Origin of the sequence: Erwinia sp. MYb416 (genome assembly GCF_037479575.1) — a bacterium.
Classification (GTDB): Bacteria; Pseudomonadota; Gammaproteobacteria; order Enterobacterales; family Enterobacteriaceae; genus Erwinia; species Erwinia rhapontici.
The window spans coordinates 1,640,103-1,665,087 of the sequence record NZ_JBBGYT010000438.1 but is presented as its reverse complement, the minus strand read 5'-3'; the positions used below and the strand labels follow the sequence as shown (position 1 = coordinate 1,665,087).

Genomic DNA, 24,985 nt, shown 5'->3' with positions numbered 1-24,985 from the left:
CGGATGCAGCCAACGCAGCTACGGCTTGAAGTATGACGGGTAAAAAAGGGTATATGCCATTCAGCTATTTGATAGCACAGATCATTATTTCTATCGTGTTGCGCCTTACGCCAGGATAACCATGACATTCAGGCCCGCTGGTCATGGTGCCTTTTCCTGGCGCCCTCCCGGCGAGCCTTTGAACCCGAAAAGGAATGATCATGGAACAGCGCCGCTTTACCGGCAACAACCACTGGTATCATGAAACCCAGACCAGCCTGCCCGCCCAGCGCGCACCGCTGATGCCTGAAGCTGCCACTATTGAAGACCGGTTTTTGCTGGGTCTGGCGCAGCAGGCAGAAGGAGAACTGAACACCTTATTACAGCAGGTGCAACCCGCACTGCTGGCTTCGCGCGATCTCTATCAACTGTTGTTCCCATCGGAACTCACCACCACCCTGAGCCATACGCTGACACTGTACGATCGCCTCAGCAGTGCGCTGACGGTGGCGCAGGTGACCGGGGTGCAACGTCTTTGCAATCACTATGCTGCACGCCTCAATCCGCTTCCGGGGCCAGACTCATCACGTGAGAGCAATCATCGCCTGACACAAATCACCGAATATGCACGCCAGCTTGCCAGCCAGCCAACACTGATTGATGCCCTCTCCGTGCAGCGGCTTGACGATGTCGGCCTGAGCGCGCCGGATATTATCACGCTCGGTCAGATTATCGGTTTTGTGAGTTATCAGGCACGCGTTGTCGCCGGGGTTCATGCCCTGATGGCGCTGCCCGTACGCTGGATGCCCGGCGTGACCATTCCACCGGATGCCGCCAGCGAAAACTTCCTGAATTCCCTCCTCTGGCGCCCTGCGCTGCCGCCGCTGGAGTTACGCTACGCAGCGCCGGAACAGCTGGAAGCGCTCACCTTCTGCCAGCCACTGGCCGAACTTGAAACAGGCGCATGGCTGTTTGCCCATGATGGCAAAGCACTGTATGGCTGGGGCCGTCTGATCAACCAGCTGGAGGCGGCACGCAGCAGCAACGATTCCTCGCTGGCTGCGGCAGTCACTTCACGTATCAACGGCAGCGTGAGCTGTTTTGAACGTTATGCCGCAGGCAGCGAATGGCGGACGGCATTACAGGAGAGCGTGGAACAGGCTGTGAGCGTAGCGGATACCCTGCAACAGGCGGTAATTTCACTGGCAGCACAGCTGACACGTTCACCAGAAAGAGTGAATGCCGCCCATATTCAGCCGCTGAAAGACGCGGGTCTGAACAGTGCGCAGATATTCGATATTATTTTGAGTGTGGCGGCAGCCAGCTGGGGTAACCGGCTGATGCAGGGATTGGGCATTAACGGCGAATAACGCTAGTCCTTTAACCAGCGCCGGACTTCATCAAAGAAATGCTGGGCCAGCGGCGTAGCACGCCCTGGTTCAGCAATGACCACAGCCCCCTGTCGGGACATAGGCGGCATCGCCACCCGGCGGCGTTGCAACCCGCTGGTCATGCCGTCAATCAGATGCCCGACCGGCGACACCATACATCCCAGCCCGACCTGAACACCCTGTAGCAGTTGAAAGACGGATGTGGTTTCCAGCACCACACGCAGGGTCAGCCCCGCATCACGAAAGTGCCCGTCAATATAGCGGCGGAAATAGCGCGTCTGTTCAGCGAGGCAGAGCGGTAGCGCGGCCACTTCTTTCAGTGTCAGCGGCTCATCGCCCTGTAACTGAGGAAAATGCTGCGGATGATAAAGCAGCTCAACGCCGTTATCGTCCAGGGTTTCCGCCTGGAAATGCAGCTCACGCAGTGTAGCCAGCTCAAAGAAGCCAATTCCTACATCCACGGTATGACTGTTCAGCGCATCCAGCAGTTGGTCGGCACTGAGTACGGCCACACGATAGTCGAGCTGCGGGTAACGATCGCCGATCGCCTTCAGCATCACTGGCAGGGAAATACTGCACTGCGGCACCACACCAATACGCAGCGTTCCATTAACGCCGTGTTTGAGTGACTCCACCTCCAGCTTGAGCCCCTGATAAACCGAGACAATTTCCCGCGCCCAGGACAGCACGCGTTCCCCTTCCGGTGTAAAACCATCAAAGTTATTGCTGCGGTTAATCAGCGACAGTCCCAGCTCACGTTCCAGGTTTTTCAGGCGCATCGACAGCGTAGGCTGGCTGACAAAGCTGGCCTCGGCGGCGCGACCAAAGTGGCGCTCGCGCTCTAGATTACACAGATAAATAAGTTGCTTTATATCCATTTTATTTATAATTCATCAACTTAAAACAAATAATTTAATGTAAATTAACACATATGTACTAAGTTGTGTACTAACATAATTTTCATATGAATCGTATTTAGCATTAATGACATGGTGATTTACAGCAACCAGGGCTTTCACAAAGTCAGCTGTAGCAACCGTGCGCCGCCCGCTTGCCTCGACTTTTATGCTTTCTCTGAATGCTAACGGAATGTCATCTCGCCTACCCATGCTCACCTCAATACTGTTTGGATATACAGTATGACTAACGAGAATGATCAACCGGATAACAGGGGAAAATTGTCAGGGCAATGATCTGATAAGGAATTTATTTGGGTATACTCATATCCAGGGTTATGTGATATCCATTCATCTATAAGCCGATCCTGACGTCTTTTAGAGTCGCCATACTGTTGAGAAGAAGAGGAGAATCGGATGTAAGCTATTGCTTTTTTGACATTATTTTCACCTAACAAAGTCGTATTTATGCATATCTTCTCAAATAAAAACAATAATATATGTGAGCAAATTCCAATTATCTCAAACATGTAGCGAGCACTTGTAGCTGATGGCGATCATCTACAGGCCCTATTTAATTCGTCAAAAAAACACTTCCAGTAGAATAAGTTGATGTATTTATACGGGGGAAACTGGAAACTCTACTGGGGTTTCTTCTGATGCGATAGACGTGTCGACAGCCTCAACGGCTTTACGCCAATTGCGCCAGGCCACCAGTTTGGCCCGGTCATCGTCACTGATATCCCCCAACATTAGGTCGGTGTTCCAGTTCGCAATCGTCGCAGAATAAAGGCTGAGTAGTTCACGCCGCTGGCCGTTGGCTTCTGCTGCGTAATCTCGCTCCGGTACGGGGTCATCAACCCACTCCCGGGTATCTGGATTATACGTCTTGTTGCCGCCGCTAAAGTTGTCAGGAACTTCTACTTCAAGTGTATTGCCGCCCCAGTTAGATGCAGAAAAACCAAACGATCTGTAATCGTCTTTCGAAAGATAGATAATCATGGCAGCACCTTCCATACGTGGATTCTAATAGGACTTGGAGTGGCGTAGTTGGCGGCGAAATCTTCGCTGGTGCCGCTCATTGCCGTGCGAAGGACGTATGCATTTGGTGCGACGCGCACCACAATTCCTGTTCCTTCTGAATATGATGCCACAACCCCTCCTACTTCTGCTGTGGTGACTACTGACCAAATAGTGGGAATCCATTTCAACAATGTCGCGTGGTAGACCTCACAAAGCGTGATTACCGGCGTACTATTGCCGAAGGGGTTATCAAAAACAGTGCGACTACCCAGCGCCAAATTTGTGGAGGTCACAATGGTCGCCCTGTCAATCCTCGCTGCCACAGCAGCTACCGACTGCGCAACCTGTTCAATCCGCGTGGATAGAGCCAGTGCATCAATGCTGCCAGCGTTATTAGCGACCCCGGCAAACTGAATAACCCAGCAACCGACAATGCTGTTACCGCGAACTTCAAGTGCGCCGTCGCGGCCATAAGCAAGGTTTGAACGGCTGGCGTCAAAATTGGTATCAGTGTAAGTCGGTGTTGCTGTGCCTGCGGTGTTGCTACTAACCGGGGCGCTCGCAGCAAAAGCACCATCAGGTGTACCAATTGCTCGCCAATACCCGCCAAGACTGCCTCGGATTGCTGGCGCAGCGTTCTGCTGAATGGTCCCGTCTGTCAACCCACCATCACCACGCATTACGGGCGCAGGTATAGAGCCTGGCTGAACGCCGTTATAATCGGGGAAGCGGAATGTTGTTGAGCCATCCCCGCTTGAGTAGCAACCGCGTTTCGTCGGATCGGCCAGCCACACCTCATCGGCAACGACTGGCAGCCGACCAGCTGCGCATTCAGCCCACAAAGACGCGTACGTACCCGTTCTGTTGACCATCTGACCATCGCCAGGAGAGTCCCCGCCCGGCACGGATGTACGCAGTGGGTGCCAGAACGTACGCCCAACATATCCCCCACCTTTGGCGTCTACTTCTGCCCTTGAGTATACCTCCAGGTTATTACGAGACTCAGATTTATCCGGGAGATCATTTAGATTCTGGCTTTTCAGCAGTGAGTTATCGGGGTTCGATGCCGCAGCCCGGTCAGCTTCAGTTTTAGCGCGATCAGCTTCAGTTGTGGCTATCCCTGCCTGGGTGGTTGCGTCGGTCTTTGCTTGCTGAGCTAAAGTGTTTGCAGCCTGAGCATCTGCTTTGCTTGTTGCGCATTCTCGTTAGCATAAACAGCATCGGTCTTTGCGCTCTCTGCGATAGAACTATCAGATGCGACCTGTTCCGCATCAGCATGAATTTGAGCTGCAATCTCAGTAATGCTGCCGACGTCCAGGGTTGCGAGCAATTCGGAAATTTTTCGCCAGCTTGGGCCAGAAAACTGACTACCGTCAGAGAGCGTCACTGTGATGTCGCCGAGTTCACTGAACACTTGCTGCCAGTTTACCTTGTCAAAATTGGCAGCACGCAACGCTCGCGCCACATCCGCGGCTGTCTGAGCACTGATTAGTGACATTGCGGCAGCCGGCAAAGGCGTCCAGGCTGCGGTGGCTGTTGTTGGGCCGTCATAAATTTTTGAAAGCGTAAGTGCCGTTGCAGAGTCGACAGACTCAATACCAAGGGTGTACGTGACACCGCCGACTGTGGCCACAATGAAATCATTCGCAGCCAGTTCAGTTCCGAATGAAGTCCCTGTCCCCGTAACGGCTGCTGAGTTATTAGTTAATGCAATAGTACCTGCTGGCATAGAGTTTTCTCCAGACGAAAAACCCTCCATGGAGGGTTGGGCTGCTGCGGTTATTTGAGTTAAAGGCGGGGGTAAAGAATCGCAATCGCAAAAAAAGAAGCATTTTGTTACGTATACTGTAAGATTATTCTCATTAATTTTACTTATGGGTGAGAAATGGAAATTCTTCGTAAAAGCTTGCTGATTTTGGTGGTTGTATCCTCAGCTTCATGCGTGACAAATACACCCCCCATCTGCCACAACACTGCTCATCTTTCTCGTGGGGATTATGATATTCCCGTATTTGATATCAGGCAGGGTGTCAACGATAAAGAATACCGATCTGGTTCTGTATTCGGTTATGAATGGGTGAAGCGTGGTTCATTCACGTACACTGGAGAGTGTGATAAATTAGCTTATAAGGTAACTCAGTAACCCAATGCAGACTTATAATACTGATCATAGATAGCTGTATCAATATAACCCACATAAGGCATTCGCCAGCCTCCTGGAGGCGAACCTGACATAATATCGTTAATATAACGATAACCCATCGTGGACGCCTCATATTGTGTTCCACTCCAACCAGCGGCAGGTGCTGTAAATATTCTTCTGTATCCTGATCCTCCCAGTTGTAAATTGAGGTTCCCTGAAACCGTACTCATAATTGCCATTGGAGTGTTTTTTAAAATGCAACGTCTAATGCTACAAAACCTGCCTGAGTGGTTTCAGTGTACCAGAAATCATCAATCCCGCTAACGCCGCGATGAAACACCAAAACATTTTTCCCAGCAGGGACGTTGGTACGGATTATCGCCCCTGTCGATGGGGTGACATTGAGCACCTGAACAAGAGAAAACGGCACGAAATTAGGGGATAAATATGGAATCTTATTTTTGTAATATCTAAACCCGAAATTATTTTCGGGAAATTCAGCTCCTACTTTTGGCGTGGCTATAACAGCCACTTTAACTGCCGTACTGCTAGACCATGTAACTGTCTTACCTGACTGGCTAAACGAAAATGTTCTGCTTCCAGTACTAGCAAGATTTGATATGGGCACAAGCTCAAAGGAGCAGGAAGGTAAATTATTGTAACTACGACTTCCAGATCCTGCATTTGCGTTGAATATATCAAACACAAAATTGAAGTCCATAGAATTCACAACATCATATGAAGTGCCTTTGACGAATGTTTGAAGTCCAAATGTCATTATAATCTTTTCCCCATAACGGCAGAAGGGAAACCCTCTTCGTCAAATGATACAGACCGTAGGTTTGTAATGGAGAAACGCCCCTCCCCTTGAACACTTCCGTTAAGCTCAAACTCTCCAGTTTTAAAATTAATAGCCATGCCAGTTTTACCCGGCACATAGTTTTCTGATTGAATAACCTCGGCAATTTTTGCCCGAGTAATTGCGGCATCAGCAATGTGTGCACTGGTTATTGTTGCATTCTGAATAAAGGCGCTACTGATGAACACCTGCCCATCCTTTACTGCAAAGGGAGAGAACTGCGTATCACCAGAGCCAGACATCAGAACAAATTGATTAGCATTGAAGCCCACACGGGTTACAACAGGCTGACCCGGCTCTGCCAATACTGCAATCGACATACCCGCGTTATACACAACGTCATTGATGCGAACGCCTGCTTTCAGCGTGTAAACCGCCGATGCTCCGTCACCATCAACGACCGCAGTCAGCTTATCTTCAAGCGTTGCGGTGACGTCTTCGATTTGCGCCTGGACTGTTGTTGATAGCTCGGCCAGTGCTTCATCAACTTCGGCTATCGTCGTTCTGATAGTCATAATGTCGGCTTTGACTGTACCCATCACGGCGAACTGGTGATCGATGGTAGAACCGAGGCTGAGCGCATTCTGGAGAATGGCTTCAAGGTTCATCTCAATGTTGCTCGTCAGCCTGTCACCATCTTTCCCGGTCAGGAAGTTACCCGTGATATCGCCCAGGTAATCATCTGCATTATTGTTGGCCATGCCCCTGATCCATTCTGTGTAGCCGGACTCGTTGCCTGTTTTGTCGACCAGTTGCGCCCGGTACCAGAACTCCTGACCAGCTTTCAGCCCCATCTGTGTGTATGTGGCTTGCGGATATGGCACGTCAGAAAGCAGCAACGGATCGGACTGGTCGCTGTTAACTGAATACTGAATTTCCGTCTTCAGGGTATCTGACGTGTTTTCCGGGAAACCCCAGTTCAACTGAATACCCCAGTTGATACCGATAGCGGCCAGGCCAACCGGCTTGGGTGGATTGCCAACTTTGCCCGTCAGCGTGATTTCACCCGAATATCCCCAGCTGCTCGAAATTTCCGCCGCATTAATGGCACGAACGCGGACAACATAGCGGCCAGCATAGATGCCAGGTACTTCAAAGGACGTCGTTGAGCTGCGGGCTACGCTCACCCAGTTGCCCTCATTGCGCCGCCATTGCGCTTCGTAAGATATGGCGTTAGCCGTTTCACCCCACGCCGCACGCATGGTCTGTACGCTGATGCCCTGGTTAACCACCGAATACGACTCAATAGTGATACCGGAAGGCGGTAACTGGCTGCCTGGCGGTACAACACTGATCGGGCGTTCATCAATTATTGCGCCGGTATCGATGCGGGCATATTTATCCGGGTCGTGATAAGCGGCTGAAATAGTGAAGGTGTTGTCATTATTGCTGCGCGTACAGCAGATCAGACTCAACAACCCAAACGCTTTCGCGTTCTGGTATCTCGCTATATGCCACCGTCACGGTGATTACCGGGCCGTTTACGCTTTGAATAGTACGACTCTGCGCAGCGCCACTCGGTAGGTTCAGAATCAGCCGATCACCAGCCACTGCATCGGCTGTACGGTTTCCCTGACAGGAGTTCATCAGCGACGCCAATGATGTAACCCGGTTGCGGGATCATGCCATCCAGGCCTACGGAGAAAGTCACAACGCGGTCTTTGTTGTTGGTCAGAATGCCCCAACGCCCCTTGCGATTTGCTTCCGTCTGTCGGGTGCAGCCGATCGCCGTCAACTCGAGCTGGTTGAAGCCATAACGCGCTACAAGCTCCTGCTCAAACACCGGCTCCATTGCATCTGCATAGCCATTCCCCGGATCCGTCCAGGATACCAGGGCAGTGGTGTAACGAGTCTTGGTGGTGCTGCTCGAGTATGTGAACAGGCCATCAATCACGTTGGCGCGGGTGTAGCTGTAGTCGACGTCACGCGGCATATCGGCCAGCGCCACAATCTGATTACCGCCCCAGTCACGTAAACATCGCACTTATAGCGAGGTTCCGTACCATTACCGCCTTTGCCGTCCGGCACTGGCTGGTCACAATACTGCGCAACGCGATATAGTTCCCATTTATCAATGTTCGCGGCAGAAAGGCGCTGGCCAAGGCCAAAGCGGTCGCTGATCACGATGTCGTAAAAAATCCACGCAGGGTTGTCAGTCCACGCCCACTTAAAAACGCCTGACCAAGTCCCGGCATAAGTGCGACCGATCGGGTCGTAATTATCCGGAACACGGATGATCCGCCCTTTGGGTTCACATGAAATCTGAGGGATTGAACCGTTAAACTGGCTGGAGTCGAATTCGATATAAAGAAGTGCGGTGTGCGGATAGCGCAGTTTGGCGTCGATCACTTCCGTGTAGCTCTGAAGCGTCATTGCATCGCCAACTTTCGCGCTGTTACCGTTGGTTGTCATCCTGCGCAGACGCACCGTCCAGGTTCTTCCAGCCTGCGGCAAATCGATGCGGTGACTGCGCTCATAGCCGGAAGTGGTTTTGCCAGTTACTGCCGTATTGACGACTGTGACAAACGAACCGCCATCTGTTTGCAGATCTATGGCATAGCGTATTGAGTAGCCAACTAGATCCCCATCGTCTTCCTGCTTAAACAGGGACGGCCACTTAAGACGGAGACGAATTGCAGACAGTTGCGTGTTGGTAAAGGTATGGGACCAGGTAGCATCACTTTTAACCTCAGTGCCAACACTGACTTCGTTTTCAGTGCCGGGCATACCCTGGATATAAGTTTGTGCTTGTGTTCCCGGGCGGAATTCCCAAACCACGCCGCTGAAATTACTGGATCCGTCTCTGTTTTTCAGCGGTGTGCCATCGAGGAAAATTGTCTGATCAGTCAAACCGCCCTCAAGCTCACCCTCACCGAGGGCAAGCAATAGTTTTGCTTTAGCGACAGACTGGAGATCATCAGGTTTTTCGACGGGAGTACGGCCAGAGGAGCTGCCACCTTTGCGGCCTTTAATAGCGTTAGCTGTTACCATAATGCGCCCATGAAAAAAGGCCGCCCGGAGGCAGCCTTAAAGGTTGAGTACTGATCGGATATCAGGATGTTTCTGATAGAAAAATAAGGTTATGTTGAATTTTCAGCGCGTTCATGTTTGGGTCGCGGTCGTCTACCATAATGAGGTAAGGCTGATTACCTCTAGATAAGGGAATAAAATGTCATATGAAGAACTATCAGAGTTGCAGATATTGCAACAACGATTGAAGTCAGCAGAGGTTTTGTTAACTCTAGTATTCCAGCATCTTTCTGAAAATCAGAAAATTGATATCGAATCTGCTCTTGATGAAAAGATAGAGCAATGGAAAGATGAAGTGATACTTAAGGAGGTTTTCGACGGCGCCAACAACCTTATAAATAATAGACTTTAATCAACAAGCGACCTACATGGTCGCCTGTTGGATCTGCAACGTAATGATACTTAACATCATGGAAAACACCTTAAATATATTTAATGGGGTGATTAAAATAAATTCACAAGCCATTAAAAAATAGGTTTTATATTTTTCACCCTGGAGTGTCAAGTAAACGCCTATTCCTCACCTATCAATTACTGTTGGTCTTCGACATAAATCCCGGCGGATATAATGGCCCCGCCGATTCTTGGCTTTCCGTAGGGAAGTGCAACGGGATATCCCTGTGCGGCCGTGTTAGTCACGCTTCCAAACGCATAAGAAGCCTGGTTGTCAGCGTCCTGTTTACTGGCAAGGCCTTTGGGTTGCGGTGAAAGCATTTGGATCACACCTCCAATTGCCATGGATGCTGCGGCCGCATACCCAGCCATATACGCTGCCGCAGACCACCCCATTGGGTTCCACCACATCACAACAGCGATAATTGCGGCTGCAATGATTTGGAAAACCCCAGCCTGCTTACTACCGATAATCATCGGAGCAATACGAATATCACGATCACTATTGTCAGTATTCAGCCCGTCAATCGTCAGGTTGCTCTTACCACTGAATACCGCGTAAGCGAGGCCCCTGCGCCTACTGTTATTGATGAACGGTTCAAAGCCTGGGAGTATCACAGATAGTGCTTTAAGCGCTTCTTTTGGCGTGGACACTGCGAGACGGTGTACCCGCCCAAAAGTTGCCCCAAGCACACCATAAAGGCGTACTGTTCTCATTTTTTCCTGCATATTCCACCCATAAAAAAAGCCGCTCAAAGCGGCCTTCGTTGTCAAAAAGCGGTTGGCCTTAGGCCATATATCACGCCAGAATCGTATCCAATTCTATATAGAATGGTTTTTCCAGTCTCAACCTTTATAGATGCCTCACTCAGACTCCCACCACAGATTCCTGGGTAGGCACCGATAAGGTGATCACCAATGGAAGGATGAAATACCAATTTTTCCGCAACATCAATCTGAGCAATTTCTTTGCCATCAAGATATAGCTTCGAGTAACACATATTCCCGACATGGCCAGAGTCACGTTTAATAATTACGGCACCTCTTCCGGGTCCGGTCTGCAACAAGGACTTATTGAAGACCCTGTCGAAAGGTATATCCGTTGCTTTGTCGGTAGAAACTGGCGTGGTTGTACATCCTGTAATACCAATCGCTGCAAGTAATATTAAAACCTTCCTCATATCCCTATCCCCATAAGTAAGTATGGCGATAATCCTAAAGGGAAGCTGATGCAATGTCATGCATTACGAGCGCTTACTGATCAAATGTCAGGATAGCCGATTTCTGAGGGCCAGGGTACGCTGCTACCACACACAGTGGAGAGCAAACAAATGGATAAGTTCAAACGCGTATTGCATGAAAAATTACTTCTTAAGTGCATCGCCGTTTACCCCGGATACACTAACTTCGCCCAATTTTTGGCCGAGTGCTCTGAATACAGTGACGATGAAATGTCGGCAAACATTGTCTATCTGGCAGAGCATAATCTGATAAGTATTAGGCAACGAACCAGTGATGATCCATACAGCTTCTTAGACCATATGAGGGCGACCGTTTCAGGTATTGACTTCATGCTCAATGATGGTGGCATTTCGGCAATACAAAAAATTCACACAGTGAGACTTCACAATGACACGCTAACAGCGCTTGAAGACATCATTTCTGTTGCCAATCTTCCGGAACCTGATCGGGCGAGTATCGTTTCAAAGCTTCGAGAGCTTCCGGCAGACGCCATAAAACATTTGACGAATGAACTATTAACGAAGGCTGTGGTGGCGGCCCCTTCTGCACTTCCGATAATTCAAAAATTCCTCCACCTGGGGTAAATTCATCCGTTACTCCAACCATTGAGAAACGCCCCCAACCTAGGACTTCGCTCAACTTTATCCGCTGCAGGGAAAGCAGTTGAAACAGTGCAGCTTCAACCTCATAACCCATCTGACGCATTTCACCGAGCATCTTTCCGAGTGGATTAGGATTATCACCGTTCGGAACCAACATATCAGCCGGGTATCTCCATGGCGCGCTTAATGCCTTGTCATCAAGGCCGCGCATCCAGCTGTACTGCTCGAAGTAGTATTCAACCGCCTCACCGACCTGCGCGGGAGTGAGCTGGTGAATATGCTTCACTTCAAACTGCTTGTGCACCAACTTCCAGATATCTGGATAGATACGCCCCATTCCGGTAGTAATCAGACGCTCTGCCGTTTGGCGCAGAGGCGTAAGCCGCCATGCTTGCGAATGGCGGGAAGAACCTCGGCAGTTACCCATTTACGAAAGGCGTGCGGAACGGAGCCTTTATTAACTGCATCTCTACAGCGAAGCACTAAGGTATACATGCCTGACTCTGACACAACAGACTGATTTGGATTGCCTTTATTACCGTCACTTAAAGTTACGGTATCTTTTTCATCCTCATCAAGTGACGTTAGCGCCTTGCGTGAGTTGACGAGTTCAATTAGAAGCCTCATTGGGTGCAACCTTTGGGGCTTCGTCGTTTTTACTAGATAACAAAATCACCCTTCTTCTCCATTTCCATAATTTTATCCATCAGGTAATCCATCATCCCCTGCGCAGAGCGGTAAGTACGCTTAGCATTACCCTCCACAAAATTTTTCACTTCAGGTCGCATCCGATACGCCATTGGCTTGATCTCACCTTTCTTCTGTTCCATTATGCACCTCATGTGTTTTAAGAAACGCATTTGCTCATGCGGTGTAATAAATATGCGTCATCACACAAAATGAGTCAATGCATTTGCTAAGGTTCACTTAATGAATTTTGATAGCTCATTTCCAAAGCGTGTAGCAACTGCTCGTCAAGCGATCGGCATGACTCAGGCCGAACTTGCTAAAGCGGTCGGTGTGGTTCAGAGGCAAATTGCTGCTTACGAAGGAGCAGAAGCTCGTCCGAGAGAGAAGGTTTTAGTTAATTTAGCTGCTGCTCTTGGCACCTCAGTCGCATGGCTGACCACGGGTCAAGGGGAGGGACCAAATACCAGCCACATTAAAAGAACTGTGACAGTAAGAGAAGTGCCGCTTCTTACCTATGCCCAAGCCATGGGCGGTGATTTTGATTTTGATGACTTCTATGAAAATGCATCAGCGAGTGATTTCATACCAGCTCCGCCGAATGCGGGCGAGTAGAAGCATCATTATTGTTGATCCTCATATTACGCCAGAAAATGGAGATTTTGGGCTCTTCTCGCTTCCTGGCGATGACCATTTCACGTTCAAGCAATTCATCATTGACCAAGGAAGGGGATATCTTAGGTCCCTAAATCCAGCTTACCCTTTAGGAAGTGGCCAACACTGCCAAATGCATAAAATTAGCCCACCTGAGTGGGCTGGTTCCATAGAGGAATTGAAGCGTGTTCAATAGAAAACTACAGAATGAAATACTAATGCTGGCATCTGATGCATACCCATCTTTTTGTCGTTTTAATATCAAAAGTATTGATAATTTTGATATTAAATATCCGCTAATATACTCCAGCTTAGTTAACGAGTTATGGAGGGAAGTTAACTATCTTAGGGATCAAGGTCTTCTAATAATGGATACTAGATGCTCGTCAGCAAATGATATTGAAGGTGTTGTGGGTTATATAAAAGCAACTACGAAAGGCATTGATTTTATCCAAGATGATGGCGGACTGAGCGCAATACTGAACGTCCAAACCATCAAGTTCCACCGCGATGCTGTCGTCGTGCTTGAAGACCTTATCGCCATTTCGGGCATGAACGATACCGAGAAGGAAAAGGCAAAGTCTAAGCTTTCTGAACTGACGACGGAGTCGCTCAAGACTGTCGTCCAGACGGTCACAGCAGCCGGACTAGCCGTTCTAATGAAGTGATCACAAATAGCAAAAAGCCCACCTGGGTGGGCTTTTCTGTGTAAGCATGGCGTTAGTGCAACGCGCTTGGGCTTAGCATCAAATATGTTGAACCAGGTTACCCTAATCGTCTCTCATGCACCGCATAGTAAACGCGTGTTGTATCAGGCATTCCTTCATCAAGGCAGTCGGGGTTTTTGCACTGATAATGCCTGCTCATTTCTGAAGCACCGCAGCGTTGTCCCGTGCAGTAATCCTTGTCACATAAACAGCGAACAATCCCGCTGAGCACTACTTCACTTCCACATTTCGGGCAGCCTGTCATTTTCATCTCCACTAAGTAATCCCAAAATAACATGCTAAAACAAGTGTCAGTATTGGAGAAGAATTAACTTCTAAACATTGCTTAGGCCAGCAAAAACATAAGCACTGATCATCTATCAGGATGTGCGAATCGATGCGGCCAGGGTAGTCTCAGCAGACACAAAGCTGAGGATGCACAAATGGAAAAGGCAAAGGTTAACGACCATTTCACTCGATTCCCTTATAGAAAGGAAGTCCGCGAGAATGGCGATATCAATAACGGAGGCATAGATCTCACATCATATCGAGTTTTCTCACAGACCGCTGTTTCGTCACTCAAATACTGACGATTTGCGCATTTTAGATGATCACTTTTACAGTTGGATTAGTGACTTATACTCGGATGATAAATCGGAACCCCATCCGTTAGCTTATTCGCAGGCAAGTCTTGTGTGGGAGCACACTCCCCTTGAATACCAGGGAACCTACGATAAAGTCTCTGTCTGGTACAGAGTGACAGGGCCGGCAGCAGCTGAGTGGTTGGTAAATCACCTTCGCCATTTTCTTGTAGAAGTTTATCCATCTCTGCCTCACATTAAATCATGAGCATCGGCGGCTCAAGTCGCCTTTGCCAAACGTCTCGCCTTCTTCGCCAGGTAGTCATCAACAAAAACCCCCATATCGGACTATCTTCACCGTCCTGTCCCGCCAGTACCCCCCGTATGGCACTCGTTGGCTCACCATGCCGTACATGTGGTGCAGCAGCATGTTATCAGCCAAGAGAACACCCGCGTGGTTAGCGACGGGGGCCTGAACCTGCATGATGATCAGATCGCCTGGCTGAGGGTCTCCGCTAAACTCCCGGAACCCGCATTTGTGCCAATTATCGAGATAGCGGTTTTCGTCGCCGGTAGTCCACCATTGGTAATCCAGCCGGTAATCAGTTAGCTCGATACCGTGTTGCTGACGGAAGTAACTCATCACAAGCCCCCAGCAGTCGGTATGCCCCAGCACAAATGAGCGCTCCAGGAGCGGTAATTCGCCGCGAGGCTGTATGGTGCGCAGATCCCCCTCCGGCCAGGTCACGATATGCCAGGGAAGTTCAGTGGCGTCACACTGGGCTTTATCCAATTCGCTGGGCTGGGTGGTGGCATCAGGATGGCTGTGAACGATAGCAGTGATGGTTCCCCAGTCCTCCGCCGCGGCGTAATCCTCCGGACAGAGATGGAAATCATCTTCTGGCTTTTCCGACAGGTTACGGCAGGGAAAATACCGCTCTACCCGGCTTTTCTGCGCAATGACGCCGCAGCACTCTGCCGGATAGCACTGACGCGCATGCTCAAATATTGCCTGCTGAGTTTTTTCACGCATGATCAGCTCTTAATCAGGGAGGTGCCCGGGAAGCCACCGAAAGGTAGCGGATTGTTAGCGCCAAAACGGGGTTTACACCCACTGTTTAGAGTGCCATTGCAAACATCTTGCGAGGGGTCATCTACCGGATTGCCGTGCTTATCGAAATATTTGGTACCGGCATAGTCGCAGCCATCGCCGCTGCGGTACTTCCCTCGTATGCACCAGGTGCAAAGTGAGTGCAACTGGCGCGTGGGTATCATCAGCCCCTGAAGGTCCATCGGGCTGGATAGCGTGAACTCGATTGAGATGTTGGTTTCCTGGCTTTTACTGTCGATGTAAAAAACCTGGAACTTTTCCTGAGTAGGATCCGCAGTGGTGCTTCCACCTGAAAAATTCCGCGCATCAAGATACTGCACCAGCGTGTCGTGAACGGACACTTTGGCCTGTAGCATATCGTCGTAAGCAAGGCACAGCGCGGTTATCGAACTATTGATATTTGCCACAGATAGCTTTGGCTGTGCGCTTGTGCCGCTGGTAGCCGCTTCAATACCAGTTATCTGACATGGCCACGCGGTATATTCGTTGCCCTGCCACCAGATGGACTTCGGGGGAAGTTTGGTTTCATCACCGCCGGCTGCTGCAATTTCCTCAGGAGAGTGCGGAATGTTATGCGCATGGAAGCGCAATATATCAGCGCCAAACTCGCTACCATCCACCTCAAGAAGCCTGACCCAGTTTCCCGGCTCAAGTTTCTGTATGTCACTGTTAATAGCCATATGGTTCCTATGATGCGTATGCCTGTTCGAATGTCCCTATGACGGTCATAGCATTACCGCCGATCGGCATTGCGCCGATGGACTCCTTCGCTACGCGGTAAAGGCCTGCAACACCGTATGGTGGCGTCCAGATAAAGGATTTAACTACATGGTTGCGCATGAAGGTATGGATTGGCAGCATGTCCTGCTCACGACCTGTAAAAGTGAGAGGCCAGCTTTGTGACTCAGGGTTGAGTCCGTCCCCTGACACCTGTTTGTACCCATCCCCAAACCCTGCTTCACGCACACGTTGTGTGTAAGCCCCTTGGGGCTGGTTCTGGATCTGGGTTCGCCAGGTAAATGTTTCGATCGCCATTTTCCCTCCAGGAAGAAATACCCGGCGGACCGGGCGTTAACGGGTCTGCTGGGCCTGCCAGATGATGCCACCTTGCCGTGTTTCCCTCTGAATCCCCTCTCTCACAGAGCGATCAACTGTCTGTTGATAGGCTTTGGAAAGTGCAGCGTTCTGGCTGGCTGATTGCTGTTGGTTGTCTCCAGTGTTTACGGTGACTGATGCTTGTACGTTTACACCTGCCGCGCCACTGGACGATGTGCCATACATCATCCCTGCACCATCGACCACGCCGCCATCTGCATAGCCGCGCATCATCCCGTAAAGATTTGATACGCCAATCCGCTGTGTCGCCTCTTTGGTGAAAACAAACTCACCACCATGCACAATCCCTTTAGGCTCGTACTTTCCACCATCTCCCGTATAACCGCCGGTGTCGTATTCAGGTATGTAACCGCCGTTGTATGCCAGAGAGAGGTTGTTATAAGCGCCACCGGAAAAAGCATTGTTTGAGCTGGCGGCTGTCGATGAAGCAGATGCCCCGGCGCTAATCCACCCGAGAGCCTGCTGAACTGCGTAGGCAATGAGCAGGCGGTTGATAACCTCAACGATCATCTTCAACATGGAAACGCCAAAATCTTTGATGCTGGCCTTTCCGGTGGTGACCATTGATGTGAGGGCATCGGCCAGGCCATTTAACCCGGCCTGCGCAATCTGGCTCACAGATGAATAAACGTTTGTTGCAGAGTCCTGATATTCAGCCCATCCCTTTTTAGCACCGGACAACCAGTTGCTGCGCTCATCTGAAAGGCTACCGCCAGCATTTTGCCAGCCGGAACGAAGCTGAGAACGCGCCAGTTCACGTTGAGCCAGGCGATCACTCATTGTTGAACCGCTATTTAGCGCGTCAGTCTTTTCGGACATCTGTGTGGCGTACTTCTGCGCAGTATGCGATTGCTCCTGCTTTGACAGTTGGCGAGTCCGTGCCGCTTCCTCCAGCACAGTGAACTGTGATTCGGTTTTCCAGAGATCTTTGCGCTGCTGACTGATGACATCATTGATGCTGCTGTGCTGCTGGAGAACTTTATATTGAGCCTGCAGTGCCAGAAGTTCGCTTTGCCCGCTATCCTCAGCCCTATTCCCAGCGTTGGTAAGCCCCTGATTAAGGCCCTGCTGCAGAGATATGGCATCAGTCAGGTTCTGGTTATGCTGCGCCCGCGCATCGCTGGCGGCTTTTTCCTTCGCTACCTGAATATCGCCCTGAAGAGTAAAAGCGTTGATCTGAGCGTTAAGCACACCAAGTTCTTTGCGCCACTCATCAAGGCGGCCGTTTTTCTGGTTATATCCGGTCGCCTCTGAGTTGGTGATTTTCGCCTGCACACTGTTGCGACGGTTCATCAGTGTGGTCAGCGCTTCATTCTGTGTTGGCGCGCGGCCAATGCCCTCAATCGCATCCCACATGCCTTTAGCCATATCGGTCAAGCCGCGCATGATGCGTGAGACAGTACCCAGTGACTCCTTCATGTTGGTGGCGGCAGTTTCCATACCATCAGCGGCAATACGGTTGGCTTCAGCCAGCGCATCGGTATAACGCCCCTCTTCCTGCAGCGCGGCAATGTGCTCGTACTGCACCGCAGTGAGGAAATGATATTTCTCATTCAGCGCCAGGATGCCTTTTGACGGGTCATTCGCCAGCGCCGCGATATCTTTGGCAACTTCGTCGAGCGCGACGCCGGACTCCTTCGAAAACTTCGCCACCGAAACGGTAAGCATCTCGAAATTAGCACCGGCCGGCACGCCAGCTTTAACCAGGCTGTTTAGTGCAGATGATGCGCTGGAGTAGGACACGCCAGCCCCGTTAGCCGCTGATACCGTGTTCTGCAGGGATGTGGCCGTCAGCCCTGAATAGCTGTTGGTCAGTGCCAGAGACTTTCGCAGCTCTTCAGTACGCTCTGCTGCGCTGTAGAAGTTGTAGGCCACCAGCGCACCAGCCGTAACCAGCCCGCCGAGCGCCAGGCGGACGGGGGTGATCAGGCTTGCCAGTGCTTTAAGCGAGTTACCCACTCCACCGAATGAGTCCTTGATCTGGCCGCCCTGCTGAATGGCGATCATCCAGATAGGCATGCCGCCGGCGATAGAAGTCGCGATATCAGTGAACTGTGCGGGGAGCATGCGCATCGCCTGTCGGTATTGTCCCGCACTAACAGCACCCGTTTTCCACGCATTTTCCTGATCCCGCAGTCGGGCAATCATCGGCGCGGCCTGCGATGAAACACCCAGTTGTGCGGCTTTAAGCTCCAGCAACTCAGAGCGTGTTTTGTCGATCGCTGTGACCTGGCTTTGCAGGGACTCAATAAAGGTCTGCTGCGCCGCGGCGGCACGCCTTGATTCAGCTGCTACCGCACGTTCAGCAGATTCCTGTTCTGCCAGTGCCCGTTTCAACCCTCTGGATGCGATGGCAGCAGCACGCTTCTGATCCGCCTCACGTGCAACGGCCTGCTCCTGCTCACGTAGCCGGGCGATGATAGGGGCGGCTTGCTGGCTAATCCCCATTTGCGCGGCACGGTATTCAGCGATGTCAGCTTTAGAAGATTTAACCGCGGCCGCCTGATCATTGAGACTTTGCAGAAACGACTTTTGTGAAACAGCAGCACGTTCTGCGTTTTGCGCCTGCTCCTGACGGGCGCGACCCTCTGCCGTTTCTGACTCCATCACCTGCGAAAGCTTGGTGCGAGTGGTATCCAGAATGGCGTTAAAGCGGGCGTAGGTTTCCGTGTCAAGATTGCCGCGATGCTTCGACAAGCTGGTCTGCAGGTCGTCCAGGTCATTCAGCGCACGGTTTACCGGGCTGATGCGGTTGAGCAGGTTTTGCAGCTCCTGCTGCTGCTGGGCGGTTGCCTGAGTTGCGTTTTTGGTGCTGCTCAGGCTCTGCTTCTGTGCGTTGGTAAAGTCACGCACACGCTGATGAATCTCGTTGATCTCTCGCGCAGCGTCCGCCGTCAGTTTCCCTGCGTTTTTATTGCTGGTTCCGAAATCGTCAGCCCCCTTTGCGGCGGTATCGGCAGCATCCTTGAAATCATCCAGAGCCTTATTGCCGCGTTCCAGTTCGGAGGTGTTAACGCGGAGCGAAATTGTTGCAATATCGGACATTACGCCCCCTTGCTGTGGACCAGGTCCAGCGCAGCACGTTCCATAATCCGGACGTCATTGAGCGCGGCTGCCTCGTCGTCTATGCCTTCCATTTTCATCAACCAGGGCAGAACGTTGTAATCCAGCCCGGTAATCCCGCCCACACCAGTGCGCCATTGCGTTGCCATAGCACGGAAAACGCCAAATGCGGCCCAGCAATCAGGCCAGACCTCAACGGTCTGCTCTTCTTCGGTATAGTCATCAGCGCTCAGGCCGAATGCTGCGAGGTCTTCTGTGGAGGGGTCAGGCGTATAAAACGCCGAGGCAACCGCTATCAGTTTTTTTGGCGATTCGTCATCAGCTCGTCGTAATAAGCTTTGGTGACGGCTTCGAGCGCTCGCGGGTAGTTATCAAGCAGCTTTTCCAGATTATCGCGATTGAACTCGTCAGGCAGCGCCCACGCTTCTGTGATTGCGAGCAGAAAATCAACGACGCTTTTCCCTTCCATCGTTTCGATAGATGTTAGCTCTTTCAGTGGTTTGTGCTTGAAGGTGAATGTGATAACTCCATTTTCATCACCAGCACGCGGGATAGATACGTCGACCTTAAAAGTCGGCTTTGGTTGAAGCTGAAATTTAGTTGCCATAATTCTCTCTGAGAAAGCCCCCATCCGGGGGCGTGGTTAAGCTACCGTCACGGTGCAATTTGCTGTTTTGTTGCCATCTTCAGTAGTTGCGGTGATAGTTGCATTGCCATCAGCAACACCTTCCACTACCCCACCGCTGGTTACGGTAGCGATAGTCGGATCAGATGATGACCAGATGACGGCTTTGTTAGTGGCGTTGGCAGGAAGTACAGTAGCGGTCAGCGTGGACGTTTCACCGACTGCCAGAGCAATCGTCGATTTATCCAGGCTGACGCCAGTTACCGCTACTGTGCTCACTTTTCCTTGTAGAACGTCATATCGCGGGACTTCCGTGAGAATGCCGCAGTGGTTTTTTCCACCTCGTTTACCGCTGATGTCGGTTCGCCGTCGAATGAAGGCGTGCCAGACCAGTAGCGCATCTCTTTCGCCTTGGGTACGTACATGCGCATCGGCATAGTGTCCCCGTATCGATCGGCTTTTTTCAGCACTGGATAAATCGGCAGCGTTGAATCATGCGCGAGGGTATAAGTCAGCGTTTTGGCCGCTTTATACGTCGCCAGGTTTCGCTGGTTATCATCCGCCAGGAACTGGATCTGCACATACTGCTGATCGCCGCCTGATGGCGCCACCTCCATAATTTGAGGGATTTCCGTCCAGCCAGTAACCTTCTGAAGTGAACCGATACCTGCACCGGCTGCAAAGAAGTTCACATCTGACGTATCGATAATGCCGACCGTGATGCTGGTAGCCGTCTGCGCAGAAACGCGAGCAACCAAATCGTCAATTAATGACCAACCCGATTTAATCAGCACGACATCATCAACCGCCAGCCCATGGCCGGTGGCAACGGTGAATACAGCGCCAAGAGCATTCGATACGGCCGTTACTGGAATAGCATCATCCAGCTCTGAACCAACGAACACCGTGGCGCCATTAGGTAATGCGAAGCCCATAATGGTTTCTCCGTTTTTTGGACATAAAAAAAACCGACGAATGTCGGTAGGGGATTACTGCGCCACGTCAGCGCGGTAGTTCATGCTTATGGGGATGGTGTAAGTGGTATCAGTGGAGATCCCGGCATACTGAGCCGGTTCAGAACTGATATAGCAGGCGAATCCTTCTCCGTTCATTTCGGTACCGTTAGCGAAGAGCTCCTCAATTTGGGAGGCAACAGATTTTCCTGCTGTTCGGCCCTGCGCTGCCGGGATCACCACATTCACCTGGTACACGCCGATAAAGACTTTGCTGCGCTGGCTGAGGTCGATTGCGTAAGGCGTGGCTGGCATATCGTGAGAAGTCAGATAAATACCACCAGGAGGGTCAAAAGAGATATTGTCATATGCCACCTGCAATCCCTGCCCCTCTGCCCACTCACCCAGCCGGGCCTCCAGCGCTGTCGTAATATCAGGCCGACTCACTGTTGCACCTCCCGTACCGCTTCATCAAAGAACCGCTGAAACTCAGCAGCGGTGATCCGCACCATGCCGCCGGGTGCCTGCTTTGAGTGACCGAATTCAAGCGGATAGGCATACGGGACGTTGTTGCAAAAATAGACCGCTGTCATGCCAACCTTAAAGCGCTCGATCACCATATTTCCTGCGGCAATGGTTTCGTTACCGGACTTATCAATACGCCCGGTTTCCCCCTCCGACTTCTGATCGAATGACACCTGCCAGTTGCCACGGAAGCGGCCGCCCGTATAACCTGGCGGTGCAGTGATACCCATGCTGTCCTTCACTTTACGGCCGGGCCTGAGCCGCCCCGCTTTCGTAAGGTTCTCCGGGTTCTGCCGCAGCAGACTGTTGTGCTCTGCTACAGCCTCATTATATGAAACCGCAGTCTGGTTCACAGCCCATGTCTCAGGATTCCCAACGGGTGACATCTGAACCAGTCGGGCCAGTATCTTGATCGACACTGCACGCACGACATCTGCCTGGTTAGCTTTTGCCTTGTTAACGAAAGCATCAATGGAGGAAAGGAAGGATTGATTTTGTGACATGTCACGCCCTCAATTGTGCCTGATAACACAGCACCAGCGATGCTGGTTTTACCTGGTGAGGTTTGACAATACGGTGCGGTTTGCTGTCTACCTCAATCAGATCACCCACCAGCAACTCAGCTTCAGCAGTGAACGCGATCCGCACATCACCGGCCAGAATATTGGTACCGTCGATTTCCTTTGGGTCGTAATCGGTTCTCACGCCTGTGGCCGTAAAGTCCAGGTCGGGATCGTGCACCTCTTTACCAGCCACAACCCTGATGCCCCCCTTTCGCTTAACGTCATACTTCATGCCGTTTTCGGTCAACAGGCGGGTCGCTGTGGCTCGCATACGGGAATAATTGATTGGCATATCAACCCCGCTCTGCAAAGGTGTTAATGGCAAACCCCCGTCCGGCGGCCAGGCTGCCCAGCACAGCAAACACGGCAGGATACTGCGGGGTGAATGTATCGCCATCGGCAACAGCGTAAGTGGTGGTCACTGCACCTTCCACGCGCTCCGATTTCACCGCCGCTTCACGCACGCTGCTAAGCAACTCCCCGCTCATGGCCTCCAGCGCCAGCATGCACTGCGCACTGATAACCTGCCGGGGGACTTTGCCAACCGGGACCGGGTAATCATCAAACCAGGCATCACTGCGTGGCCAGGCAAGCGGCTGATTCGGATCGGTGCGCCGCCCGCCCCACTCCAGCCCCTCCAGATAATCCATCGCGCGGATCAGCATCACCTCGCTATCGACGGTGATCTCCCTGCCGCGTCCAGTCGCGAAAGATTTAAGCATCGCCACACTGGCGTAACTGTTGAAATCTGGCGACCCGGGATCGGTATCAATCATGCTTCCCCCTGAGTGATGGGGCTTGCGCCCCATACTGTTAGCCGCCTGCCGGCGTGGTGAAGGTAATCTCCTCCGACGTCTGGCTTACGCCATCCACCGAAGCGGTGACCGTGAAGGTGCCTGCAGTGGCGGAGGTGAGTTTGACGGTAGCGCCGCCGGTGGAGCCGGTGCGTGATGCGTCAGTGCTGAGGGTGCCGCCAGTAGTCGTCCACAGGACGTTTTCGCCCCCGACGCCTACACCATCTCTGGTGTATTTCAACGAAAGGGTTACCGCGTCAGTGCTGTCAGCAGTTGCGGAGGTTTTATCCGCCGACAGCATTACTCCACCCACGGTGGCATCCAGCTTGATCAGCACGCCAGCCGTGGACTTATTGCTGGTGACGTGCTTTTTCCAGTTGGCACCGGTGCCGATTTTAGTCAGGTCCGGATTTTCACCTTTGGAGGTATCCCAGCTGTAGCCCATTAGCTCAACATTCACGGTACCTTCAGCACGGTAGCCTACCGCGAGGTTTTCCTGCGTGTTGATGTCGTAGGAGCGGAAGCCGGGAGCCTGCGACTCTGTGATGGTCACCGCGCCAGCCACCAGCCCGAGGATCGCGTTAACGTCCATTGTATCGGTCACCAGCACAGGCTTACCCAGGGTGCCCGGCTGGCCGCCGTACACAACTACGCCCGCCTCTTCATAAATCTTGTTGGCGATCGCCTCATCGATGATGTCGAAATAGGTGGCAGAGTGCATAACGAACAGCACCACGCGGTTGAACTTGTCGCCGTACTTACGCAGGCCGCGGGTCAGCGTTTTCTTTCCGTCAGTAGCGATATTTGCGGTCACCACCATGTCGGCATTCGAGCCAATCGCCGCCACCAGTCCTTTCAGTCCGTATTTCACGTAACCTTCGAGGGTGGCGTCGGCCACGTCCACGCCGATCACTTCTGAGAACTCATCCACGCTGCGCCCGCGACGTTTAAAGGCCTCTTCGGTAGTTTCGTAAGGGCCGTATTTCCACGGTGCCTTAACCGATACCGCCTCGCCTGCACCAATTTTTTTGCCGGTGATGGTGCTGGTTGAGTTGACGTCGCGCGACTCGATGCTGCCGCCAACTTTGTAGAAAGCGCGCTTACGGAAATCGCCTTCGATCAGCTCGTTATCCAGCAAGATCGCACCGTTCTTCAGGTCACTCTTTACAGTGGTTGCCATGGTTTATTTGTCCTTCACTTAGGAAGTTGGAGGAAAGCCTGCTGGCCGTGCTTACGGATATAGGCTGCTTTGTCAGTGGATGTCATTTCCGAGCGTTTAAGACTGCCCCCGCCGCTGCCTGATTTGTGCCCGCCTGCGCCTGTACCTTCAGCGCGCGGGAACAGGTGGGGTGCCGTCTCCTTGAGCGACTCGGCCCACTCCAGCGGGGTTAGTGGCGTTTTACCGTCTTTGCCGAACAGAACATCACCATTTGCATCAACCGCTACGGCCTCGCCTTCGTCGTTGAGCTGGAATGCGCCTTTGGCGCGCAGGATCAGATCGTCGGACGCTTCCGCCAGTGCGCCGGCTTTTGCCGCCGCAGCGCGAATAGCATCACCGAGTACCCGATCCCGGAATTTACTGGAGAACGCTTCGGCTTTATCCGCGCGTTCGTTGGCAGCTTTGATCTGCTTGTCGACGTCGGCACGCATGCGCTCGGTACGCTTATCGAGCACTTCGTCCACTTTTCCGGCCGCAATCAGCTTTGCCTCCTCGTCGTCGGAGAAGCGCTGGATGATGCCGCGGACGGCGTCAGGATCGATGCCTTCGAAACGTGAGAGGTTATCTTTCTGCTGCTTAATGGTGCCCAGTAGCTCGGAGTTTTTGTTTTTCAATCCGGTCACCTCTGAGGTAACCCGCTCATCAATCAGCTTTTGGATCTCCGGGGAAATTTCCGTTTGAGAACCACCGCTACCGGCTCCATCCTCAGCACCGGCCTCGGCGTAATATTTGATGAACATATTGCGAATAAGCATGTTGTCCCCTTGGGATTTGGTGGGCTTTGCCCATAAAAAAAGCTGCCCGCGGGCAGCCTGATGAGAGATGATTT

The 24,985-nt window shown here is 51.7% G+C and carries 28 protein-coding genes and 3 pseudogenes; 6 read left to right on the top strand and 25 right to left on the bottom strand.

Annotation, left to right across the window (positions count from 1 at the left end):
• Window positions 1–200: 200 nt before the first annotated feature.
• A complete protein-coding gene (locus WH277_RS17450) occupies window positions 201–1,349 on the top strand; it encodes a CMD domain-containing protein (RefSeq protein WP_133845066.1) in 1,149 nt (382 codons plus the stop codon).
• Between the two features lie 2 nt (window positions 1,350–1,351).
• Here the strand turns inward: WH277_RS17450 and WH277_RS17445 are convergent, their stop codons facing one another.
• From WH277_RS17445 to WH277_RS17425, 4 genes are all read right to left on the bottom strand, one after another.
• On the bottom strand, window positions 1,352–2,248 hold the full coding sequence (locus WH277_RS17445; RefSeq protein WP_339506048.1) for a LysR family transcriptional regulator: 897 nt from the start codon (window positions 2,246–2,248) through the stop codon (window positions 1,352–1,354).
• Window positions 2,249–2,884: 636 nt separating this feature from the next.
• A complete protein-coding gene (locus WH277_RS17435; RefSeq protein ID WP_339506047.1) occupies window positions 2,885–3,268 on the bottom strand; it encodes a tail fiber assembly protein in 384 nt (127 codons plus the stop codon).
• Complete coding sequence (locus WH277_RS17430; protein WP_339506045.1) at window positions 3,265–4,161, bottom strand: hypothetical protein; 897 nt, start codon at window positions 4,159–4,161, stop codon at window positions 3,265–3,267. The genes WH277_RS17435 and WH277_RS17430 overlap by 4 nt, the downstream gene beginning before the upstream one ends.
• Window positions 4,162–4,445: 284 nt before the next feature.
• Window positions 4,446–5,018: a hypothetical protein gene (locus tag WH277_RS17425; protein WP_339506043.1), complete on the bottom strand. Its 573-nt coding sequence runs from the start codon at window positions 5,016–5,018 to the stop codon at window positions 4,446–4,448.
• A 156-nt stretch (window positions 5,019–5,174) separates the two neighbouring features.
• On the opposite strand from WH277_RS17425, the gene cor reads away from it, so the two are divergent.
• The gene (cor, locus tag WH277_RS17420; RefSeq protein ID WP_339506041.1) at window positions 5,175–5,432 is read left to right on the top strand and encodes a phage exclusion lipoprotein Cor; all 258 of its coding nucleotides are present in this window, start codon (window positions 5,175–5,177) and stop codon (window positions 5,430–5,432) included.
• A 250-nt stretch (window positions 5,433–5,682) separates the two neighbouring features.
• Here cor and WH277_RS17415 read toward each other — a convergent pair whose 3' ends face one another.
• Window positions 5,683–6,210 carry a hypothetical protein gene (locus WH277_RS17415; RefSeq protein ID WP_339506040.1) on the bottom strand — a complete coding sequence of 176 codons (528 nt, stop codon included), beginning with the start codon at window positions 6,208–6,210 and terminating at the stop codon, window positions 5,683–5,685.
• Window positions 6,210–9,282, bottom strand: a pseudogene (locus WH277_RS17410) (host specificity protein J). The gene WH277_RS17415 and the pseudogene WH277_RS17410 overlap by 1 nt, the downstream one beginning before the upstream one ends.
• A 178-nt stretch (window positions 9,283–9,460) precedes the next feature.
• Here WH277_RS17410 and WH277_RS17405 point away from each other — a divergent pair.
• The gene (locus WH277_RS17405) at window positions 9,461–9,673 is read left to right on the top strand and encodes a hypothetical protein (protein WP_339506038.1); all 213 of its coding nucleotides are present in this window, start codon (window positions 9,461–9,463) and stop codon (window positions 9,671–9,673) included.
• A 179-nt stretch (window positions 9,674–9,852) separates the two neighbouring features.
• Here the strand turns inward: WH277_RS17405 and WH277_RS17400 are convergent, their stop codons facing one another.
• From WH277_RS17400 to WH277_RS17380, 4 genes and pseudogenes are all read right to left on the bottom strand, one after another.
• Window positions 9,853–10,443 carry a tail assembly protein gene (locus WH277_RS17400; RefSeq protein WP_339506036.1) on the bottom strand — a complete coding sequence of 197 codons (591 nt, stop codon included), beginning with the start codon at window positions 10,441–10,443 and terminating at the stop codon, window positions 9,853–9,855.
• A 41-nt stretch (window positions 10,444–10,484) separates the two neighbouring features.
• On the bottom strand, window positions 10,485–10,895 hold the full coding sequence (locus WH277_RS17395; RefSeq protein ID WP_339506034.1) for a hypothetical protein: 411 nt from the start codon (window positions 10,893–10,895) through the stop codon (window positions 10,485–10,487).
• 895 nt (window positions 10,896–11,790) lie between these two features.
• Window positions 11,791–12,173: pseudogene (locus tag WH277_RS28760) on the bottom strand (BRO-N domain-containing protein); the annotation flags it as partial.
• Window positions 12,174–12,217: 44 nt separating this feature from the next.
• Window positions 12,218–12,388 (bottom strand): hypothetical protein, encoded by a 171-nt coding sequence (locus WH277_RS17380; RefSeq protein WP_339506032.1) that lies wholly within the window; start codon window positions 12,386–12,388, stop codon window positions 12,218–12,220.
• A gap of 100 nt (window positions 12,389–12,488) precedes the next feature.
• Between WH277_RS17380 and WH277_RS17375 the strand changes: the two genes are divergently transcribed.
• From WH277_RS17375 to WH277_RS17370, 3 genes are read left to right on the top strand one after another with little or no spacing between them, the layout of a single operon-like run.
• Complete coding sequence (locus WH277_RS17375) at window positions 12,489–12,860, top strand: helix-turn-helix domain-containing protein (protein ID WP_339506031.1); 372 nt, start codon at window positions 12,489–12,491, stop codon at window positions 12,858–12,860.
• Entirely contained in the window at window positions 12,763–13,095 is a 333-nt protein-coding gene (locus WH277_RS28755) for a S24 family peptidase (protein ID WP_445235330.1), read from the top strand. The genes WH277_RS17375 and WH277_RS28755 overlap by 98 nt, the downstream gene beginning before the upstream one ends.
• 22 nt (window positions 13,096–13,117) lie before the next feature.
• Entirely contained in the window at window positions 13,118–13,567 is a 450-nt protein-coding gene (locus WH277_RS17370; protein WP_339506030.1) for a hypothetical protein, read from the top strand.
• Window positions 13,568–14,512: 945 nt separating this feature from the next.
• Here the strand turns inward: WH277_RS17370 and WH277_RS17365 are convergent.
• The 15 genes and pseudogenes from WH277_RS17365 to WH277_RS17295 form a co-directional block, all read right to left on the bottom strand.
• Window positions 14,513–15,220: a C40 family peptidase gene (locus tag WH277_RS17365; protein WP_339506029.1), complete on the bottom strand. Its 708-nt coding sequence runs from the start codon at window positions 15,218–15,220 to the stop codon at window positions 14,513–14,515.
• Between the two features lie 2 nt (window positions 15,221–15,222).
• The gene (locus tag WH277_RS17360) at window positions 15,223–15,978 is read right to left on the bottom strand and encodes a phage minor tail protein L (RefSeq protein ID WP_339506028.1); all 756 of its coding nucleotides are present in this window, start codon (window positions 15,976–15,978) and stop codon (window positions 15,223–15,225) included.
• 7 nt (window positions 15,979–15,985) lie between these two features.
• Entirely contained in the window at window positions 15,986–16,333 is a 348-nt protein-coding gene (locus WH277_RS17355) for a phage tail protein (RefSeq protein WP_159338020.1), read from the bottom strand.
• A 36-nt stretch (window positions 16,334–16,369) separates the two neighbouring features.
• Window positions 16,370–19,459, bottom strand: a complete 3,090-nt coding sequence (locus WH277_RS17350) for a phage tail tape measure protein (RefSeq protein WP_339506027.1) — start codon at window positions 19,457–19,459, stop codon at window positions 16,370–16,372.
• Window positions 19,459–19,710 (bottom strand): DUF1799 domain-containing protein, encoded by a 252-nt coding sequence (locus WH277_RS17345; RefSeq protein ID WP_339506398.1) that lies wholly within the window; start codon window positions 19,708–19,710, stop codon window positions 19,459–19,461. Before WH277_RS17345 ends, WH277_RS17350 begins: the two co-directional genes overlap by 1 nt.
• Window positions 19,711–19,772: 62 nt before the next feature.
• Window positions 19,773–20,084: a phage tail assembly chaperone gene (locus tag WH277_RS17340; protein WP_339506026.1), complete on the bottom strand. Its 312-nt coding sequence runs from the start codon at window positions 20,082–20,084 to the stop codon at window positions 19,773–19,775.
• Between the two features lie 36 nt (window positions 20,085–20,120).
• Window positions 20,121–20,381 (bottom strand): Ig-like domain-containing protein, encoded by a 261-nt coding sequence (locus tag WH277_RS17335; protein ID WP_339506025.1) that lies wholly within the window; start codon window positions 20,379–20,381, stop codon window positions 20,121–20,123.
• Entirely contained in the window at window positions 20,378–21,037 is a 660-nt protein-coding gene (locus tag WH277_RS17330) for a phage tail protein (protein ID WP_339506024.1), read from the bottom strand. Before WH277_RS17330 ends, WH277_RS17335 begins: the two co-directional genes overlap by 4 nt.
• 54 nt (window positions 21,038–21,091) lie before the next feature.
• Entirely contained in the window at window positions 21,092–21,502 is a 411-nt protein-coding gene (locus tag WH277_RS17325) for a phage tail terminator-like protein (RefSeq protein ID WP_339506023.1), read from the bottom strand.
• Entirely contained in the window at window positions 21,499–22,083 is a 585-nt protein-coding gene (locus WH277_RS17320) for a hypothetical protein (protein WP_339506022.1), read from the bottom strand. Before WH277_RS17320 ends, WH277_RS17325 begins: the two co-directional genes overlap by 4 nt.
• 1 nt (window position 22,084) lies before the next feature.
• The gene (locus WH277_RS17315; protein WP_339506021.1) at window positions 22,085–22,435 is read right to left on the bottom strand and encodes a hypothetical protein; all 351 of its coding nucleotides are present in this window, start codon (window positions 22,433–22,435) and stop codon (window positions 22,085–22,087) included.
• A 1-nt stretch (window position 22,436) separates the two neighbouring features.
• Complete coding sequence (locus WH277_RS17310) at window positions 22,437–22,919, bottom strand: DnaT-like ssDNA-binding protein (protein WP_339506020.1); 483 nt, start codon at window positions 22,917–22,919, stop codon at window positions 22,437–22,439.
• A 37-nt stretch (window positions 22,920–22,956) separates the two neighbouring features.
• Window positions 22,957–23,238 (bottom strand): Ig-like domain-containing protein, encoded by a 282-nt coding sequence (locus WH277_RS17305; RefSeq protein WP_339506396.1) that lies wholly within the window; start codon window positions 23,236–23,238, stop codon window positions 22,957–22,959.
• 6 nt (window positions 23,239–23,244) lie between these two features.
• Window positions 23,245–24,087 (bottom strand): annotated as a pseudogene (locus WH277_RS17300) (major capsid protein); the annotation flags it as partial.
• Between the two features lie 44 nt (window positions 24,088–24,131).
• Entirely contained in the window at window positions 24,132–24,911 is a 780-nt protein-coding gene (locus WH277_RS17295) for a hypothetical protein (RefSeq protein WP_339506019.1), read from the bottom strand.
• Window positions 24,912–24,985: the final 74 nt, after the last annotated feature.

Bases quoted from the DNA above. Each gene is read 5' to 3' on its own strand.
- WH277_RS17375 (WP_339506031.1), top strand. From the start codon at position 12,489: ATGAATTTTGATAGCTCATTTCCAAAGCGTGTAGCAACTGCTCGTCAA.
- WH277_RS17450 (WP_133845066.1), top strand. From the start codon at position 201: ATGGAACAGCGCCGCTTTACCGGCAACAACCACTGGTATCATGAAACC.
- WH277_RS17315 (WP_339506021.1), bottom strand. From the start codon at position 22,435: ATGCCAATCAATTATTCCCGTATGCGAGCCACAGCGACCCGCCTGTTG.
- WH277_RS17355 (WP_159338020.1), bottom strand. From the start codon at position 16,333: ATGGCGATCGAAACATTTACCTGGCGAACCCAGATCCAGAACCAGCCC.
- WH277_RS28755 (WP_445235330.1), top strand. From the start codon at position 12,763: ATGCCCAAGCCATGGGCGGTGATTTTGATTTTGATGACTTCTATGAAA.
- WH277_RS17380 (WP_339506032.1), bottom strand. From the start codon at position 12,388: ATGGAACAGAAGAAAGGTGAGATCAAGCCAATGGCGTATCGGATGCGA.
- WH277_RS17370 (WP_339506030.1), top strand. From the start codon at position 13,118: ATGCTGGCATCTGATGCATACCCATCTTTTTGTCGTTTTAATATCAAA.
- WH277_RS17330 (WP_339506024.1), bottom strand. From the start codon at position 21,037: ATGGGCTTCGCATTACCTAATGGCGCCACGGTGTTCGTTGGTTCAGAG.
- WH277_RS17445 (WP_339506048.1), bottom strand. From the start codon at position 2,248: ATGGATATAAAGCAACTTATTTATCTGTGTAATCTAGAGCGCGAGCGC.
- WH277_RS17405 (WP_339506038.1), top strand. From the start codon at position 9,461: ATGTCATATGAAGAACTATCAGAGTTGCAGATATTGCAACAACGATTG.
- WH277_RS17430 (WP_339506045.1), bottom strand. From the start codon at position 4,161: ATGGTCAACAGAACGGGTACGTACGCGTCTTTGTGGGCTGAATGCGCA.
- WH277_RS17400 (WP_339506036.1), bottom strand. From the start codon at position 10,443: ATGCAGGAAAAAATGAGAACAGTACGCCTTTATGGTGTGCTTGGGGCA.
- cor (WP_339506041.1), top strand. From the start codon at position 5,175: ATGGAAATTCTTCGTAAAAGCTTGCTGATTTTGGTGGTTGTATCCTCA.
- WH277_RS17435 (WP_339506047.1), bottom strand. From the start codon at position 3,268: ATGATTATCTATCTTTCGAAAGACGATTACAGATCGTTTGGTTTTTCT.
- WH277_RS17350 (WP_339506027.1), bottom strand. From the start codon at position 19,459: ATGTCCGATATTGCAACAATTTCGCTCCGCGTTAACACCTCCGAACTG.
- WH277_RS17305 (WP_339506396.1), bottom strand. From the start codon at position 23,238: ATGCTGTCGGCGGATAAAACCTCCGCAACTGCTGACAGCACTGACGCG.
- WH277_RS17320 (WP_339506022.1), bottom strand. From the start codon at position 22,083: ATGTCACAAAATCAATCCTTCCTTTCCTCCATTGATGCTTTCGTTAAC.
- WH277_RS17310 (WP_339506020.1), bottom strand. From the start codon at position 22,919: ATGATTGATACCGATCCCGGGTCGCCAGATTTCAACAGTTACGCCAGT.
- WH277_RS17295 (WP_339506019.1), bottom strand. From the start codon at position 24,911: ATGCTTATTCGCAATATGTTCATCAAATATTACGCCGAGGCCGGTGCT.
- WH277_RS17395 (WP_339506034.1), bottom strand. From the start codon at position 10,895: ATGAGGAAGGTTTTAATATTACTTGCAGCGATTGGTATTACAGGATGT.
- WH277_RS17360 (WP_339506028.1), bottom strand. From the start codon at position 15,978: ATGGCTATTAACAGTGACATACAGAAACTTGAGCCGGGAAACTGGGTC.
- WH277_RS17415 (WP_339506040.1), bottom strand. From the start codon at position 6,210: ATGACATTTGGACTTCAAACATTCGTCAAAGGCACTTCATATGATGTT.
- WH277_RS17365 (WP_339506029.1), bottom strand. From the start codon at position 15,220: ATGCGTGAAAAAACTCAGCAGGCAATATTTGAGCATGCGCGTCAGTGC.
- WH277_RS17340 (WP_339506026.1), bottom strand. From the start codon at position 20,084: ATGGCAACTAAATTTCAGCTTCAACCAAAGCCGACTTTTAAGGTCGAC.
- WH277_RS17425 (WP_339506043.1), bottom strand. From the start codon at position 5,018: ATGCCAGCAGGTACTATTGCATTAACTAATAACTCAGCAGCCGTTACG.